Origin of the sequence: Eubacterium sp. 1001713B170207_170306_E7 (assembly GCF_015547515.1) — a bacterium.
Classification (GTDB): Bacteria; Bacillota; Clostridia; order Eubacteriales; family Eubacteriaceae; genus Eubacterium.
Genome location: NZ_JADMVE010000001.1, coordinates 517,206 through 532,466 on the forward strand (window position 1 = coordinate 517,206; position 15,261 = coordinate 532,466).

A 15,261-nucleotide genomic window follows, 5' to 3' on the forward strand; every position below is an offset into this window, starting at 1 on the left:
ATTTATTTTCTTTCATAGCCTGTGAGCATGGTCATGGCAAAGCAGAAAAGTGCGGCAAAAGCCCAAAAACGGTGCTGTTTCATTGTAAAACCTCCTTTCAGTAATCAATGCGAGCGTTTCCTATTAAAACTATTATACAGAACAGCTGCAAAAGATTCAATTCTTAAAAAACCTTCACCTGTTCAGGAACGGTTTAAAACTGACGGAATTTAAGAGACGATTGACAAAACTGAGCGTGAAAGCTATGATAAAGAAAAATCAAACACTTTAAAATTTTGAAAATACAGGAAAAGCGGAGCAGATAATATGAAAAAACTCATCAATATGACGGTGTTCAGCCATGATATGGACCGGTTTAAGAACCGGAGCAGCCTGAAGGATTTTTACAGATCGCGCGGACTGGACGGCCTGGAGCTTCAGGTATTGTGGAATGAGCGTCTTCCAGAGAAGATACCCCGGCAGGATGTGGTGGGCATACACCTGAGAATGTTTCCCAGTTGGATGGATCTCTGGTTTAATAATGAAAAGGCTTTACGCAGTGAGTTTGATAAGCCGGAAAACTGGGAGGTATATTATGAGGGAAAGGACAGAACCTGTATCCTCAACCGTTTGGAAAAGGAGCTGGAAATAGCACAGACGCTGAATGCGGAGTATGTGGTGTTCCATGTCTCGGACTGCCGTTTTACGGAAACTTACCACAGAGTTTTTCATTACAGCGACGAGGCCGTGATTGACGCCAGCTGTGAAGTGATCAACACGCTTTTGGACGGTAAAAATTATACCTTTAAATTCCTGGTCGAAAATCTCTGGTGGCCCGGCCTGACCCTTACCCGGCCAGAGATGACAGAACGGCTCATGAACGGAATCCATACGGAGAATAAGGGAATCATGTTTGATACCGGCCATTTACTGCACACTAATTTAGCGCTGCAGACAGAAAAGGAGGGCATTGACTATATCCATAAGATGCTTGACGCCCACGGTGCGCTTTGCGATTATATCTGCGGGATGCACCTCCAGCAGTCACTCACAGGGGCCTATGTTCAGAAAATTCTTCAAAACCCGCCGGATTTAAAGCAAGACTTCTGGGACCGTTTCTGGCAGTGCTCGGAGCATATTTTTAATATTGACGCCCACTTGCCATTTATCCATCCTGAGGTAAATGGGCTGATACAGAGAATCGCTCCCGAATACCTGACACTGGAGCTTGTGAGCGCCGACTCGGACGAGCATGGGCAAAAGCTGGATCAACAGCTTTCAGCATTCGTTTAAGACCCGAAAAAGCTAAAACGCTTTTTCTTGACAAAGACAGCAGAAAGCGATATGATAGAGAAAATTTAATCGTGAAACTGTTCTGTGTAATGGGAAAAGGGTGTGACTCCCTTGCTGTAATCGCAGCTGTAATGCAAAATGCCTCTCAGGAACCACTGCCTCCGGGCGGGAAGGGAGAAGGATGATATTGCAAAGCCAGAAGACCGACTCAGAAACAGGTTCTTAAAGCTCCGATTTAGAGTAATAGGACAAACCACAGGCAATGATATGTCTTTTTACCTTCTCTAATTCAGAGAAGGTTTTTTTGTGGTCAGAGGAGCCGGAAAGGAGAAAAATGACAAAGTATGATTTAGTCCTTCAGCTTCAGGAGGAGGCCGAAAAGTTTGATCTGGAAGTCCTGATGCAGCAACGTGAGGAGGTACAGAAGGTAAAGTTTAAACCGGGAACCCTGGCCCACCAGACCATGCTCAATACCATTTATAATGTAACTGCCCTGATCAGTCTTAAGACAGCGGTGCTGGAGGACAATCCATTAAAAGGTATCCATGAGAAAAGGCTGTATGCTTTCCAGACACTGCTGGATCAATATCTGGAAGATTACGTGCTTGGGGGCGAGCTGCAGAAGAGCATGATCAAGCTTGCGTGTACCTATCTGGCGTTTATCGAGGAGAAGCCGCTCCACCCGGTGGGAAGTCATTTTGACGGCCAGTTTCTGGAGCAGCAGTTTGATCAGTATTATTGTCCGCAGAAGGCCAGAGAGCTGGAAAATCCGGATGCGCTCTGTCATTTTTGCAGCGCCCATTGCAAGGAGACACTGGAAACAGTGGCCTGTTCTGAGGCCCAAGACAGCATAAGCGTGTAGGGCGCTTTAAAATTTGAGGTAAAAATGGATAATTTGAGAACAGTATGTCATGCGGATAAAAAAACAATGAATCCTCCCTCGGTATTCAGGCATCCATCTCTTCAGGAAATCGGCGTAGAGGAATGCGCCTTTTCAATGACCGACCAGCTGCTTTTTTCAGACCAGACGCGTACTTTGTGCCAGCGTAACAGCTGCGGGCAGTTCAACGCGACCTGGGCATGCCCCCCGGCTGTGGGAAGCTATGAACACTGTGTGATGAAATGCCTCTCCTATAAAAATGTGATGGTCTTTTCCACCGTGGCAGACTTGAAGGGGCGCTACAACGCAAGGGGCTGGCAGGAAGCGCGTATCCGGCATGAGGCAGTGACGGCAAAGGTGGCTCAGCAGTTTCGGACACACCGGCCCGAGAGCCTTGTTTTATCGACCGAAGGGTGCCTGGTCTGCGATGTGTGCACCTACCCCCACGAGCCCTGCCGATATCCAGACAAGCTCTTTCCCTCGGTGGAGGGCTATGGGATCATCGTAATGGACATTGTGGTCAAAACCGGTCTGCGTTACACCCACGGCCCGGAAACCCTGACGTATTTTAGCTTTATTCTTTTTTAAGACCGGTATAAAATCCTTTTTGTTATCATTTAAGTCTTTATCAATTGAGAAAGATTTGATATAATGAATAACCATAAAAGGAGGTGTAATGCCTTTGGGCCTGGAAGCACTAAACAGACTGTCCTACAAATACGCAGGGACTGTAAGCCTGAAGGATCATAAATATAAATATGACAAAAAAGAAAGTGAAGAAGAAAAGAAGCGCCGTGCGCGTTGTGGGAGATATCGTCATCATTCTGATCATCCTCTCCCTTTTGGCCGCGGCGGGATGGATGCTCTACAAGGAGTTTTTTCCCAATAATACGCCGCTCCTCAAAATGCAGGTTACCAACCGGGAGGATAACAGCATCGACTGGGCAGCGCTGCGTGAGGTGAACCCGGAAACTGTTGGCTGGCTGAGCATTGAAGGAACCAATATTGATACCCCGGTGGTACAGACAACGGATAATGATAAATATCTGTACACTTCATTTAATGGCGAGTCCGACGAAAGGGGCGTTCCCTTTATCGATATGAATTATAAATGGCAGCCCAGAAGCCAGAATTCTCTGATCTATGGGCACAGCACCATGCGCAGCGGCGTGCACGTCATGTTTGACGATCTGCTCTATTATTATCAGAATCCTGATTTTATCAAAGAGCATAACAAAATTGTTTACAGAAGACCGCCGGAGCTGGGCGGTGACGGCGTATGGGAAATCTTTGCCGTGCTGGTGGAGGAGCAGGACTATGATTACAGACAGCTGGAATTTGCCGATGATGAAAGCTTTCTGGCCTATTACCAGAACATAAAGAACCAGAGTATTGTCGCGAGCGATGTGAATGTACAACCGGGTGACGAGATTCTTACGCTGTCCACCTGTATCTTTAATGTCGGTCTGAACGATGGACGTTTAGCCGTAATTGCCCGTCGGGTTTCATAAAAATCAAAGCCGTATCCCTGTGCAGGATACGGCTTTTTATTGTGCCTTTTTTACTCCCATCGCTCAAAGGCTTTGATCTTTTCGGTCAGGACTTTAATGTATTTTTCGCCGATGGCGCTCAAGCTGTGCTCGTTCCTGAGAATGTATCCGGCGTGGAGACGCTGGTCATTATCCAAAAGACGCACAGCCCTCACCTCGCTCATGTTGGAATGCATACGGTCAGCGTCGCTGTTGGTCAGGTCTGGACCAATGCTGAAGCAGTTTGTGCCGCGGACAAGGGCGATTTTGGAGCAGCGGTCAATGACATGAATGTTTTTATCCCAGATTTCATTGAACAGGATCTCCTCAGAGAAATGCAGCATGCTGTCCTCACCCTGGTCATAGGTTACAAAGGGGTATTCTTTGAGCATATCCAGTGTCAGGGAGGCATTGCCGCTCAGGGGGTGCTTTTTCCGCAGGAAAACATAGGTGGTGAGCTGACCCAGCTCGTAGAAGGTCAGATTGCTGGAATCCAGGAGCTTCTGCATGGTGTTGAGGTAGTGCTCGTTGATGCATAAAATGCCGAGCTCACTCCGTCTGGACGCCACATCGTGTATGACTTCATGTGTTGGGCATTCACGGATGGCGATGTCATAATGCCTGAGCTCAAGGTCCCCGACGATCTGTATAAAGGACATGACCGAGAAGGGAAGCCGCTGGGTGGAAACGGAAAAACGCATGGGCAGGGTTTTCCGGTGCTTGTACCGCCTTTCAAGATATTCGCTTTGCTCCACAATATCCCTGGCGTGGTTTAGAAAGTCCTGTCCTTCAAAGGTAACCTCAATGCCACGATTATTTCGGCTGAAAATTGCGATGCCAAGCTGCTGCTCTACCTCGCGTACCGCTGTGGAAAGCGTTGACTGTGAGACAAAAAGAGACTTGGCGGCAGCAGAGATCGAGTGGTGCTTTGCGATCTCGACAATGTATTTCATGTTTTGCATAGAGATCATATTGATACGATTCCTTTCCTCTGTTTTAAATATACTATCAAAAAATACGATAGCTGGCAATCAAAAATTGAGTTAATTGCAGTGGTTGTGAATTATCAGATATCGTGATATAATATAGCAAAATTACATAGAAGACTTGTTGTATGAAAACCGGTGAGAATCCGGTACGGTGCCGCCACTGTAAGGGGGAGCCGCTGTATGTTTTATCAACACTGGAGAGTATTCTCTGGGAAGTTGTTACAGCTGGCAATGAACCCAAGTCAGGATACTTCAACATTTCTTGTCTATACCTAACCTAACGGATCATTGGGAGAGGGTGTTGCTTGTGTTGAGGAACTCTTCTGATGAATCAGTCAGAAGAGTTTTTTTAATGGGAGAGATAATGGAAAAGAGCAGTAAGAGAATCGCGTTTTATGGAAAGGGCGGCATTGGAAAGTCGACCATTGCGGCCAATGTTTCCGCCGCGTTCGCCAAAATGGGAAAAAGGGTGCTTCACATCGGCTGTGACCCCAAGTCCGATTCAACCCGGTGCCTGATGAGAAAGCGGATTCCCACAGTCATTCAAAGGCTGAATGAAAAAGGGGAGCAGGTGACCATACAGGATATCCTGTTTATGGGTGAGACGGGTGTGGCGTGTGTGGAGGCCGGAGGGCCGGAGGCAGGCATTGGCTGCGCGGGAATGGGGATTGCTACGACCCTGGAGACTCTTGAAAAGTTAGGAATATTTGAAGAACGCTGGGATTTAATCACCTATGATGTCTTAGGCGATGTGGTCTGCGGCGGGTTTTCAATGCCTATGAGAAAAAGGTGTGTGGATCAGGTATATATCGTCACCTCCTCTGAGCTGATGTCGCTTTATGCCGCCAATAATATTATGAAGAGCATTGTACGGTATTCTGCTGGGGCGCAGCCATTGTTTGGCGGACTGATCCATAACCGGGCCCGGCCCGGTACCGACCATCAGGCGGTCGAGCGCTTTGGTGAACGGACAGGCAGCCTGATTACGGCCTCTGTCAGCCAAAGTGATACACTTCGGCTTGCCGACTATCAGAAAACAACTGTTTTTGAACAGGACGAGGGTGAAGCACTGCAAAAAAGCTTTATGACACTGGCCAGAGCCATCGCCCGTCAGGAAGCCGGGACACTTCCGAAACCTCTTGCCGATGCGGAGATGGACAACCTGGGTAAAACACTCTATCAGCTCGAGAAGGAGAACCATCATGGACACAGCAACCATTGAGAAGGCACAGCCAGGCATGGGAGATGAGGCGCTGTCCAGACTTCTTTTCCAAACCGGGGGTGTGCGTGTTCTGGCAGTAGGGCCGCCTGCCTGCCTCCGTATTCTTTATTTCAGGGCAATGGAGAAGGAAGCGCTTTGCCGTCTGAGGCTCTGTCCAGTTTCCAGGCTGGAGTATACCCTTGGTAGCTACGCACACAGAGTCCGCGGGATGATCGAGGAGCTTCTCATGACCCAGGGGACAAAAGGCGTGGTGCTCTATGTCTCCTGTCCAGATCTTTTGATACAGACCGATTTTGAGGCGCTGATATCAGAAGCGGATAATCCTTATAATGTGCCGGTCGCTGTTTTCAGACGGGGTCCTATGGAAAAACGGAAGAAAAAGTCTGTGGAACGGCTTGAAGAAATCATTCAGGGATTTGGACACGCTCAGGAAAACCACAAAGAAGGAAAAGAGGAGCGCCTCTGTCCGCTTCCGCCTCTGGCAGCAGATTACAGCGGCGCGCTGACTGCTTTTGAAGGGGACCACTCGATCTGCGCCTGTCTGGTAACAGGCGCGGGCTGTGCCTCCTGTCCACGGTCCATTGATGATTTCAGGGAACAGCCTTTCTGGTATTCAAGAATGAACGACCTCCAGGTGACACTTGGCTCGGCTGAGAGCATTGAGAAGGGCATAGATGCCGCCATGCAGGAGGACAAGAGACAGTCTGCGTTCATTGTAGGCACACCGCTGACTGCCATGACAGGCCTCGACGACAGCTCTTTTCCCACGCTTAACGAAAAAGTATTCATCCAGACCAACGGCTTTCAGGACGCCCTTGAGGGAACAAAGCAGGCGCTGTCCATTGCTTCAAGACAGCAGATGCGGCGTTGTGAGCTCACCCAAAAACAGATCAATCTTGTTGGGTATACGCCCTTTGTTTTCGGAAATCAACGGCAGTTTGATGCGCTGGTGTGTGAGCTTGCCCGACTGGGATATGCTGTTTGCTGGCTGGGAGGCGGAAAGCGCGCCGAACTCAGAGACGCGCCCAAAGCACGGGTCAACTGGGTTATCTCGGCAGCGGGCCTTGAACTGGCGAAATGGATGGAGAAACAGTATGGCACGCCGTGGTTTTATCAGATGCCTGTCAGCGTGAGCGGCGTCAGGGCTGCCTGTCAAGCTCTGGAGAGCATAACTGGGGACGCCGTGTTCCAGACCCAGGATACAGCGCCGTTAAAACAGGAACTAAAAAACGCAGTGATGATAGGGGATCATGAGCTGAACCGCCAGATAAGTGTGGTGCTGAAAAATGAATTTAATGTGGAGTGCACCATCGCCGAAAAGCTTCCTTTAGAGCTTGGCCTGGCCGGAGAAATGGATTATGTTGTCGCGGACCCTCTGTATTTTCAGTATCTTCCTGAAAACGCGGCGGTTCAGGTGCCCTTACCCTTCCCGGCCCTCAGCGGAAACCGTTATGTGAAGCGGGACTACTGTATTATCGGTCGAGAGGGCCGTCAGTATTTAAAACAGTTTTTTAAGTAATTAAAAATAAAGGAGTTTAAAATGAAAAAAACATGGTTAAAAGCAGCAGGCCTGTGCCTGGCTGTCAGTTTGATTTTTGGAGGCTGTGCAAGCAGCGGAAAAACCGCGGAGAGTACCGACAAAGCTGTGGCGCGTGTCATAACCGATGAGGGCGGTAACCAGGTAGAGCTGCCGGAAAAGATCACCAAAGTGGCCATCACCCCGATTCCGTGGGCATCGGCTGTGTGGACGATTGACGGGGGAAGCGACAGAATTGTGTCCATTAACCCCAGCGCGATGGCCCAGTATAAAAAAAGCTTTATGACCAAGCTGGCGCCGGAATTTGCAGAGATTTCAACAGGAGAAATTTCCCAGGATTTTTCCATTAATATTGAAGAGCTCATGAAGCTTTCGCCAGAGGTAGCGTTTATCTGGAATGACCAGGAGGCTGAGGCCGAAAAGCTGAAGGCGGTTGGCATTACGCCTGTTATGTTAAACTACGCCGAAAACCTTGAGAATCTGAAAAAGGATTTAACACTGGTGGGAAAGGTTCTGGATAAGGAGGATTTTACCCGGGAGCTCATCAATTACCACGACGATACCGAGATCTATTTTACCAATAAAAAGGATCAGGCTGCTGCGGCAGATCAAAAGAGCGTCCTCTATCTGCAAAATAATAAGCTGAGCGTCGCAGGTTCCAAAAACATTAATAACTACCTGCTTGAGCTGACAGGCGGCCGTAATGTTGCCGCAGGTTTGGAGAAGAAGTGGGCGGAAGTAAATATGGAACAGATTATGGAATGGAACCCTGAGATTATTTACCTCTCGAATTTTGACGACACCATGCCAGAGGACCTGTATGAAAACAAAATCGAGGGCCAGGACTGGAGCAATATCGACGCGGTCAAAAACCACCGTGTTTACAAAACCCCGGTGGGGATTCTGCGCTGGGATGCCCCCTGTGTGGAAACGCCGCTGATGCTCAAGTGGATGGGCAGTATCCAGCAGCCGGAAATCTTCTCAGATTATGATATCCGAAGTGATATTAAGGATTTTTATAAAAAGTTTTTTGATTACAATTTAACCGATGAAGAGATTGACACCATTTATAATGTGAAAGTAAACCAGTAAAATTTGAAGGGGAGAGAATATGAATACAGCGGGACTTAAAAAGAAAATCAACCAAAAATGTTATGCTGTTTTCGCTGGACTGACCCTCATTTTGGTTTTATTCGGGCTTCTGGCCCTGTGTTTGGGGCGTTACTGGATACCCTTTCCAGATGTGCTTAAGGTGCTTCTGTCCAAAATTTTCCCGATTTCGGGAAGCTGGGATACCAACACAGAAAGTGTCGTTATGACCCTTCGGCTGCCGCGTGTAGCGGCAGCGATTCTGGTGGGCGGCTCTCTGGCTCTGTCCGGCGCGGTTTACCAGGGTGTTTTCCAAAATCCTTTGGTGGCGCCGGATCTGCTGGGGGTATCCTCCGGAGCCTGTATCGGCGCTGCCCTCGCCATTCTTTTCAGCGTTGGCACCTTTGGTGTGCAGGTCGGTGCCTTTATCGGCGGCATTATCGCAGTTTTGATCACAACCGCTATTCCAAGGGTAATCAAAAACAACTCCAATATGATGCTGGTGCTGGCAGGCATTATTGTTACAGGGCTCATGAACTCCATTATGGGAATCATCAAGTACATTGCCGACCCCGAGACACAGCTGGCGGAAATTACCTACTGGCAGATGGGCAGCATCGCAAAAGTTCTGCCAAACAGCCTTCTGATGATCTGTCCTGCGGTGCTGGTCTCTACATTGGTATTGATGGCCATGCGGTGGCGGATCAATGTGCTGTCCCTCGGAGAGACAGAGGCCAAAAGCCTGGGGATCACCATTAAAACCACACGGATGATCGTGATTGTCTGCGCGACACTGCTGACAGCTTGCTCTGTCTGTATTTGCGGGACCATTGGCTGGGTTGGTCTGGTGGTGCCGCATCTCGGCAGGCTTTTGGTCGGGCCGGATAACATGAAGCTGCTGCCAGTTTCCTTTGTGGTCGGGGGGATTTTTCTGCTGGTGGTGGATACCATCGCCCGAACACTGACAAGCGCCGAGCTGCCCCTGAGCATTTTAACTGGGCTGATCGGTGCGCCCTTCTATTTCTACCTTCTAAAAAAACAAAGGATGAACCTCTCATGAAGCTGGAAGTCAATAATCTCAGTTTTAAATATTTAAACAGCCGCGTTATCTTTGAACAAGTGAATTTTGAGCTTGAAAAAGGTCAGATACTGTCCATTTTAGGGCCGAACGGCGCAGGGAAATCGACATTGCTGAACTGTATCGGAAATCTGATCACACCGCAGAAGGGAAAAATACGGCTGAATGGCGAGGATGTCGATAAAATGCCCCCCAAAAAGGTAGCCCAGAGAATTGGCTATGTGCCGCAGATACATGTTCCCACCTACGAGTACACCGTGAGGGAGTTTGTGGTCATGGGGCGAACGCCCTATCTTGGAAAGACGCGTTCCCCGGGCGATACCGACTATGAGCAGGTAGAACGGGCCCTGGATATGGTTGGCATAACGCATCTCATTGAAAAGCCCTATACACAGATCAGCGGTGGCGAGCGACAGCTGGTAACCATTGCCAGAGCCATTGTACAGGAGCCGGATTTTATCCTCTTGGATGAGCCGACAGCTCACCTGGATTTTGGCAACCAGATTAAGACCATGCGCCTTGTCAAAAAGCTGTCTGAAAATGGATTTGGTATTATCATGACAACCCATAATCCCGATCAGGTTTTTTATACTGGTGGGTTCGTTGCGCTATTAGACCGGCAAGGGAGACTGCACTGTGGAGAGCCGGAGCATATCCTCACTGAGCCGTCCCTTACACAGCTCTATCAGGAAAGAGTCTGTGTGTTTTATTCAGATGAGCTGAAACGCAGGGTGTGTATATCGGGAATTTAGTGGAGGGAAAGCTTGTAAAACGTAAAAAACGCAGCGGGTACTTAGCGTCGTGTACCCGCTGCGTTTTTGTTTATTTAAACTGGCCCAGATATTCCTGGCTCATAGCCTCTGCCGCGGCAATCAGCGCTGCGGTGTTTTTTAAGGCGACGTGGTAGTGTGTCTGGACACCAACCTTTTCGCTTTCGATAATACCCGCTTCTTTCAATATTTTTAAGTGCTGGGAAAGATTGGGCTGGCTGAACTCAAGGTTTTCTTTCAGTTCACAGACACAATGGGGCTTATCCAGTAAAAATTTCACAATTTTCAAACGGATTGGGTGGCCCATTGCCTTTAATATTTTGACGGATAATGTTTCTATATCCATAATAAGCCTCTTTTCTATAATGATATAATTGATCTGTTATATAATGATTATATAAGATGTCCGTTTAAAAAACAAGTGCCTTACCGGATTAATAAAAGCGGAAATATCATTTTATTGGTCATAAAACCACTTGACTTTCCCAAAGAAACGTAATATTATAAATATATAATTAAATAATTATATAAAGAGGTGCTAATATGAGAGGAGAACGACCAGGATTTATCATGTGTGTGTGCACAGGAAAATGTCCAGGATTCCAGGCGATGGATATATGGGATTTTATTAATCAAGTGCGTGTAGAGCTGCCGGTAGAGTATGCCCTCATTCATCCGCAGCTGTGTGAGGAGGATGGAGACCGTTTTTGGGCAGATTTTTTAAAAACGAACCGAAAGCTTGTGATTGGCGCCTGTGCGCCGAATATGCAGCGCAAAATGTTTAAAGAGGCCTTTAAGGAGGCTGGGCTCGATATCGAAAAGGACGCGGTTATGCTGGATATTCGCAATATGACAAATGAGCAGGCCTTTGAAAAAGTTGAAAAAGCGCTCGAAGCCATGGGGCTGGAGGTTTAAGGATGAATGATACAACATTTATGGGAGTGGAACGAAATCGGATTGACTGGTCGCCCCGCATTGATTACAGCAAATGCAACGATTGTATGGACTGCATGGACTTCTGCCCGCATCAGGTATTTGAAAAACAGGAGGAGAGCGTCCATCAGCTGGCGGTAAAAAATCCGGACAACTGCGTGGTCTTTTGCCGCGCCTGCGGAAAGACCTGTGGCCCGGACGCCATCATATTTCCAGATAAGGCAGCGACAATCCAGGCCATAAAAGCCATGCGCAGGGAGGATAAGAAATCATGAAAAAAGATTTTTGTGTACTTCCCTGTAATGGACTGGACAAATTTGCGGGCTCACTGACCCGCGAGGTCGCCCTCAGGCTTTTGGAGGATGGCGACCATGAGCTGATCTGCCCGGTGCTCTACCACGCCGCAGAGAAACGTTACCGGAAGGCGCTGACTGAAAAGCCTCTGCTGGTCATCGACGGCTGTAGTACGAAATGCGCCAGTAAACTGGCTGTCGAGAAGCATTTGAAGGTAGCAGAACGAATCAATGTGAGTGACAGCGCCAGGGAAAGGGGCTTCTTGTTAACCGATTATCTGGAAATGGATGAGTCCGCCAAGGCTTTTGTAAATACCCTCGCCGAGAGTTTTCAGGAAAAGCCTGATGAGGGTGAAGTCTCGGCCTTTGAAATGCCAGCTCCCATCCATTATAAAACTTTTTTCAAAGGAAAGTTTATTTTTAAGGTGCCTGAAAGCCATTACTATTTTAACGAGAATGACTGCTGGGCCCTTGTGAAAAACGGGATCGCCCGTGTGGGTGTAACGGATTTTATCCAGCAGAACCTGTCTGATATTTTGTTCGTCGATTTTCCAGAGGTTGGGCGGGCGCTTGAGCAGTTTGACGATGTGGGCTCAGTGGAGTCTGGAAAATCAATCTTTGAGTTGGTTTCACCGGTCAGCGGTGTGGTTACAGCCATTAATACAGAACTGGAGCAGTCGCCTGAGCTTGTCAACGAAAGCCCCTATGAAGCGGGCTGGATCGCAGAGATAAGATTGACTCACTGGGAGGAGGATACCCAGATGCTCATCCGTGATGAGGCGTATTATGAAATCATAAAAAGGAAGGTGGATGAGATTGAACTCTAGAGTAAAGATTATTCCATGTAGCGGGATCGGAAAGGTGCTTGGGCTGATTGCCCGTGAAGCGGCTTTGGAGGTGACCGGTGAATTGCTGCCAGAAGAAACAGAAAGCCTGTGTCTGGCCCATATCGTCACTGGTGATGACGAGGTGATTGCAAAGATAGAGGGACAGTCTTGTATCACCCTTGACGGCTGCGCTAAATGCTGTGCGCAGAAAAGTGTGGAAGCCGCTGGAGGAAATATTTGTCATCAGCACCGTGTGATTGATTTTATAAAGCCGCACCGGGGTGAGGAGCACGGCAGCGGCACACGTCTGACAGAGGACGGCTGGAGGTTTGCCGATGAGCTGGCCCGGATTATGGCAGAAGAAGTAAAAGCAGTAATGAAAGGAGAATAGGCGATGAGTCAGCAGACTATTGGAATAATCGCATGCAGTGGTGAGGAATGTCTGGGAGGAACCCTTTCACGCTTGGCAGTCCGCAAAATGATGGAAGAACTGAGACCTGGAGAGGTCAGCACCCTGTGTCTGCCCCTGTTCATTGCAGGTGGTGAGCAGGAACGTGCCTTTGCTCAAAATCATCCGACCATATCAGTGGATGGCTGCAGCAGATGCTGTGCCAGACGCGCCATTGAAAAATACAGCGGTACGGTAGCAGGAGCGGTCGATGTGGAGACGCTTCTGGGAAAAAGGACAGCGCTGAATAACAGCGTAGTTTCGACTAAAGATTTAACCCCTGAGCAGTTTGAGCTTGTGGATGAGGTAACAAAAGAAATTATCCGGATTTTTGACATGTTGTAAGCATAGCAAGAAACGCTGGGTAAAAAGGCTTTTCATGATTGGAACAGGATCATGAAAAGTCTTTTTTATTTGGTCTTATTAAAATAAATCTTAAGGGAATCTTGAAGAGAGAAGCCCTTAAATTCCCAATAGTTACCTTTTGGAAACTATCCCACAATATTGTGCCTTCTTCACAGATAATGGACCTTGATTTATGATAGTAGCATAAAAAGAAATCATAAAAAATAAACAGACAATATGAATTGAGGTGACCGGATGTTTTTAAAAAACACAACCCAAAAAAGAAACCATGAAGCCCTTCAAATCCGTTGGCTGAGAAAAGTCCTTGAAACAGCGGACGCTGTGCTGATTGGAGCTGGAGCAGGTTTGTCGGCCTCTGCGGGCATGACCTACTCGGGCCAGCGTTTTGAGACGCTTTTCCCCGATTTTATCGAGGCTTACCACTTTTCGGATATGTATTCGGCGGGGTTTTATCCTTATGCCACACCGGAGGAGTATTGGGGCTACTGGAGCCGGTATATTTACCATAACCGCTATGAACCCCAGAGCCGTGAGCCCTACGAGACACTTTCAACGCTTATCAGCCATAAGGATTATTTTGTGATAACCACCAATGTAGACCACCAGTTCCAGCTGTCAGGCTTTGATAAGAAAAAGCTGTTCTATACCCAGGGGGACTATGGGCTGTGGCAGTGCTCAAAACCCTGCTGTGATAAAACCTGGGACAACGAGATCGCAGTTAAAAGAATGGTGGCCGTGCAGAGGAACCGGAGGGTTCCATCCGGGCTTGTGCCGCGGTGCACTGTGTGCGGCGCACCGATGACGATGAATCTCCGCTGTGACAACACCTTTGTCCAGGATGCGGGCTGGTACGCGGCGCACAGCCGATATGAGGATTTTATCCGGCGTCATAAAAACATGAAGCTCTTATTTTTAGAGCTGGGAGTTGGCGGCAATACCCCTATGATTATCAAATATCCATTTTGGAGAATGGCAGGGGAAAACCCAGATGCAGCTTATGCCAGTATCAATCTGGGCAAAGCGATCTGTCCTCTGGATATTGCGAAGCGGTCCGTCTGTATTGACGGTGATATTGGTAAAATACTGTTGAAAATCAAAAGCTGCGACGGTATTGACGCTGAGGCGGTATAGGCTCTGGCGTCTTTAAGAAATAAAAACGTAAGGAGAGTAGACAATGAAAAGAATAACAGGACTGTTTGTGAGTGTTTTAATGCTTTGCTTGATTTTTGTGGGATGTTCTAACCCAGGCGGTGAAATCCAAATGGGAGAAGCCCCGCTCAAGGTGGCGATGGATCTGAAGTTTCCGCCCTTTACAGAAATGGATGAGAAGGGTAATCCCAAAGGGATAGAGGTGGATATCGCCAACGCCTTTGGCGATTACATCGGACGTGAGGTCGAGATCGTCAACACGGATTTTTCCATGCTTATTCCAGCACTGGAAACCGGAGAGGCCGACATTGTCATCTGCGATATGACCGTCAACGAGGAGCGTAAGGAAGTGGTCGACTTTTCAGAGCCTTATCTGTACGGCCGTACGCTGGCGCTGGTGGGCAAAGACTTCGCTCAAAAAAACAACGTCACAGAAGAAATGAAGCCAGAGGAATTCTTTGCCATCAAGGGCGCTCGATACGTTGGGCTGGCGGGGACGATCTCCGTATCGGTTCCCCAGGGCTACGGGGTCCCGGTTGGGGAGATTACCGATGTGGCCAGCGGCTTGATGGAGATAAACAACGGAACCGCCGATGTGCTGGTGGGCGCAAACACCATCATTGGCGATCATTACGCTTATGCCGACACCACCGAAATTTACTGGGGCATTAAAGAATACAGCCAGTCCGCAATGGCAGTTAAAAAGGGTAATACCCCGCTGCTTGATCAGGCCAATGCCTTTGTGAAATCCATGTATGAGGATGGCGGTTTTTACAAAACAGCCGGAGATAAATATGACCAGGTCATCCATGATTATCTGAAGGACGACCGTCTGGGCCTTGATTTTATCATATATCCGCCGCAGTAAAGGAAAGGGAG

Annotated in this window: 19 protein-coding genes and 2 riboswitches; of the genes, 17 read left to right on the forward strand and 2 right to left on the reverse strand. The window is 48.2% G+C overall.

All coding sequences use genetic code 11. The annotated features are described in order from the left end of the window. Positions 1 to 33 precede the first annotated feature (33 nt). The 5 genes from I2B62_RS20370 (at position 34) to I2B62_RS02625 (ending at position 3,663) form a co-directional block, all read left to right on the forward strand. A complete protein-coding gene (locus I2B62_RS20370) occupies positions 34 to 213 on the forward strand; it encodes a hypothetical protein (protein WP_207735926.1) in 180 nt (59 codons plus the stop codon). Between the two features lie 93 nt (positions 214 to 306). Continuing rightward, complete coding sequence (locus I2B62_RS02610; protein ID WP_195267411.1) at positions 307 to 1,272, forward strand: TIM barrel protein; 966 nt, start codon at positions 307 to 309, stop codon at positions 1,270 to 1,272. A 49-nt stretch (positions 1,273 to 1,321) separates the two neighbouring features. Further along, a riboswitch (cobalamin riboswitch) is annotated at positions 1,322 to 1,499 on the forward strand. A 107-nt stretch (positions 1,500 to 1,606) separates the two neighbouring features. Further along, complete coding sequence (locus I2B62_RS02615; RefSeq protein WP_195267412.1) at positions 1,607 to 2,134, forward strand: DUF2115 family protein; 528 nt, start codon at positions 1,607 to 1,609, stop codon at positions 2,132 to 2,134. A 24-nt stretch (positions 2,135 to 2,158) separates the two neighbouring features. Beyond that, on the forward strand, positions 2,159 to 2,740 hold the full coding sequence (locus tag I2B62_RS02620; RefSeq protein WP_195267413.1) for a DUF2284 domain-containing protein: 582 nt from the start codon (positions 2,159 to 2,161) through the stop codon (positions 2,738 to 2,740). A gap of 170 nt (positions 2,741 to 2,910) precedes the next feature. Beyond that, a complete protein-coding gene (locus I2B62_RS02625) occupies positions 2,911 to 3,663 on the forward strand; it encodes a class B sortase (RefSeq protein ID WP_195267414.1) in 753 nt (250 codons plus the stop codon). A gap of 50 nt (positions 3,664 to 3,713) precedes the next feature. Here I2B62_RS02625 and I2B62_RS02630 read toward each other — a convergent pair whose 3' ends face one another. Next, positions 3,714 to 4,652 carry a LysR family transcriptional regulator gene (locus tag I2B62_RS02630; RefSeq protein ID WP_195267415.1) on the reverse strand — a complete coding sequence of 313 codons (939 nt, stop codon included), beginning with the start codon at positions 4,650 to 4,652 and terminating at the stop codon, positions 3,714 to 3,716. A gap of 112 nt (positions 4,653 to 4,764) precedes the next feature. Next, positions 4,765 to 4,942, forward strand: a riboswitch (cobalamin riboswitch). A 92-nt stretch (positions 4,943 to 5,034) separates the two neighbouring features. Here I2B62_RS02630 and I2B62_RS02635 point away from each other — a divergent pair. The 5 genes from I2B62_RS02635 to I2B62_RS02655 are packed head-to-tail and all read left to right on the forward strand — an operon-like array spanning position 5,035 to position 10,348. Further along, on the forward strand, positions 5,035 to 5,892 hold the full coding sequence (locus I2B62_RS02635; RefSeq protein ID WP_243259393.1) for a nitrogenase iron protein NifH: 858 nt from the start codon (positions 5,035 to 5,037) through the stop codon (positions 5,890 to 5,892). Next, a complete protein-coding gene (locus I2B62_RS02640; RefSeq protein ID WP_195267417.1) occupies positions 5,873 to 7,411 on the forward strand; it encodes a nitrogenase component 1 in 1,539 nt (512 codons plus the stop codon). The genes I2B62_RS02635 and I2B62_RS02640 overlap by 20 nt, the downstream gene beginning before the upstream one ends. Positions 7,412 to 7,432: 21 nt before the next feature. Continuing rightward, the gene (locus I2B62_RS02645) at positions 7,433 to 8,521 is read left to right on the forward strand and encodes an ABC transporter substrate-binding protein (protein ID WP_195267418.1); all 1,089 of its coding nucleotides are present in this window, start codon (positions 7,433 to 7,435) and stop codon (positions 8,519 to 8,521) included. A gap of 19 nt (positions 8,522 to 8,540) precedes the next feature. Next, a complete protein-coding gene (locus I2B62_RS02650) occupies positions 8,541 to 9,578 on the forward strand; it encodes an iron ABC transporter permease (RefSeq protein ID WP_195267419.1) in 1,038 nt (345 codons plus the stop codon). Continuing rightward, entirely contained in the window at positions 9,575 to 10,348 is a 774-nt protein-coding gene (locus I2B62_RS02655) for an ABC transporter ATP-binding protein (protein ID WP_195267420.1), read from the forward strand. Before I2B62_RS02650 ends, I2B62_RS02655 begins: the two co-directional genes overlap by 4 nt. 70 nt (positions 10,349 to 10,418) lie before the next feature. Here I2B62_RS02655 and I2B62_RS02660 read toward each other — a convergent pair whose 3' ends face one another. After that, a complete protein-coding gene (locus I2B62_RS02660; protein ID WP_195267421.1) occupies positions 10,419 to 10,712 on the reverse strand; it encodes a metalloregulator ArsR/SmtB family transcription factor in 294 nt (97 codons plus the stop codon). A gap of 197 nt (positions 10,713 to 10,909) precedes the next feature. Here I2B62_RS02660 and I2B62_RS02665 point away from each other — a divergent pair, with 197 nt between their 5' ends. From I2B62_RS02665 to I2B62_RS02695, 7 genes are all read left to right on the forward strand, one after another. After that, entirely contained in the window at positions 10,910 to 11,281 is a 372-nt protein-coding gene (locus I2B62_RS02665) for a hypothetical protein (protein ID WP_195267422.1), read from the forward strand. A gap of 2 nt (positions 11,282 to 11,283) precedes the next feature. Then, positions 11,284 to 11,574 carry a ferredoxin family protein gene (locus I2B62_RS02670; RefSeq protein WP_195267423.1) on the forward strand — a complete coding sequence of 97 codons (291 nt, stop codon included), beginning with the start codon at positions 11,284 to 11,286 and terminating at the stop codon, positions 11,572 to 11,574. After that, positions 11,571 to 12,419: a glycine cleavage system protein GcvH gene (gene gcvH / locus I2B62_RS02675; RefSeq protein WP_195267424.1), complete on the forward strand. Its 849-nt coding sequence runs from the start codon at positions 11,571 to 11,573 to the stop codon at positions 12,417 to 12,419. Before I2B62_RS02670 ends, gcvH begins: the two co-directional genes overlap by 4 nt. Beyond that, positions 12,403 to 12,810: a putative zinc-binding protein gene (locus I2B62_RS02680; protein ID WP_195267425.1), complete on the forward strand. Its 408-nt coding sequence runs from the start codon at positions 12,403 to 12,405 to the stop codon at positions 12,808 to 12,810. The genes gcvH and I2B62_RS02680 overlap by 17 nt, the downstream gene beginning before the upstream one ends. A gap of 3 nt (positions 12,811 to 12,813) precedes the next feature. Then, complete coding sequence (locus I2B62_RS02685) at positions 12,814 to 13,212, forward strand: putative zinc-binding protein (protein ID WP_195267426.1); 399 nt, start codon at positions 12,814 to 12,816, stop codon at positions 13,210 to 13,212. A 255-nt stretch (positions 13,213 to 13,467) separates the two neighbouring features. Then, positions 13,468 to 14,364, forward strand: coding sequence for a Sir2 silent information regulator family NAD-dependent deacetylase (locus I2B62_RS02690; RefSeq protein ID WP_195267427.1), 897 nt, complete (start codon positions 13,468 to 13,470; stop codon positions 14,362 to 14,364). A gap of 43 nt (positions 14,365 to 14,407) precedes the next feature. Beyond that, positions 14,408 to 15,250, forward strand: a complete 843-nt coding sequence (locus I2B62_RS02695; RefSeq protein WP_195267428.1) for a transporter substrate-binding domain-containing protein — start codon at positions 14,408 to 14,410, stop codon at positions 15,248 to 15,250. Positions 15,251 to 15,261 lie beyond the last annotated feature (11 nt).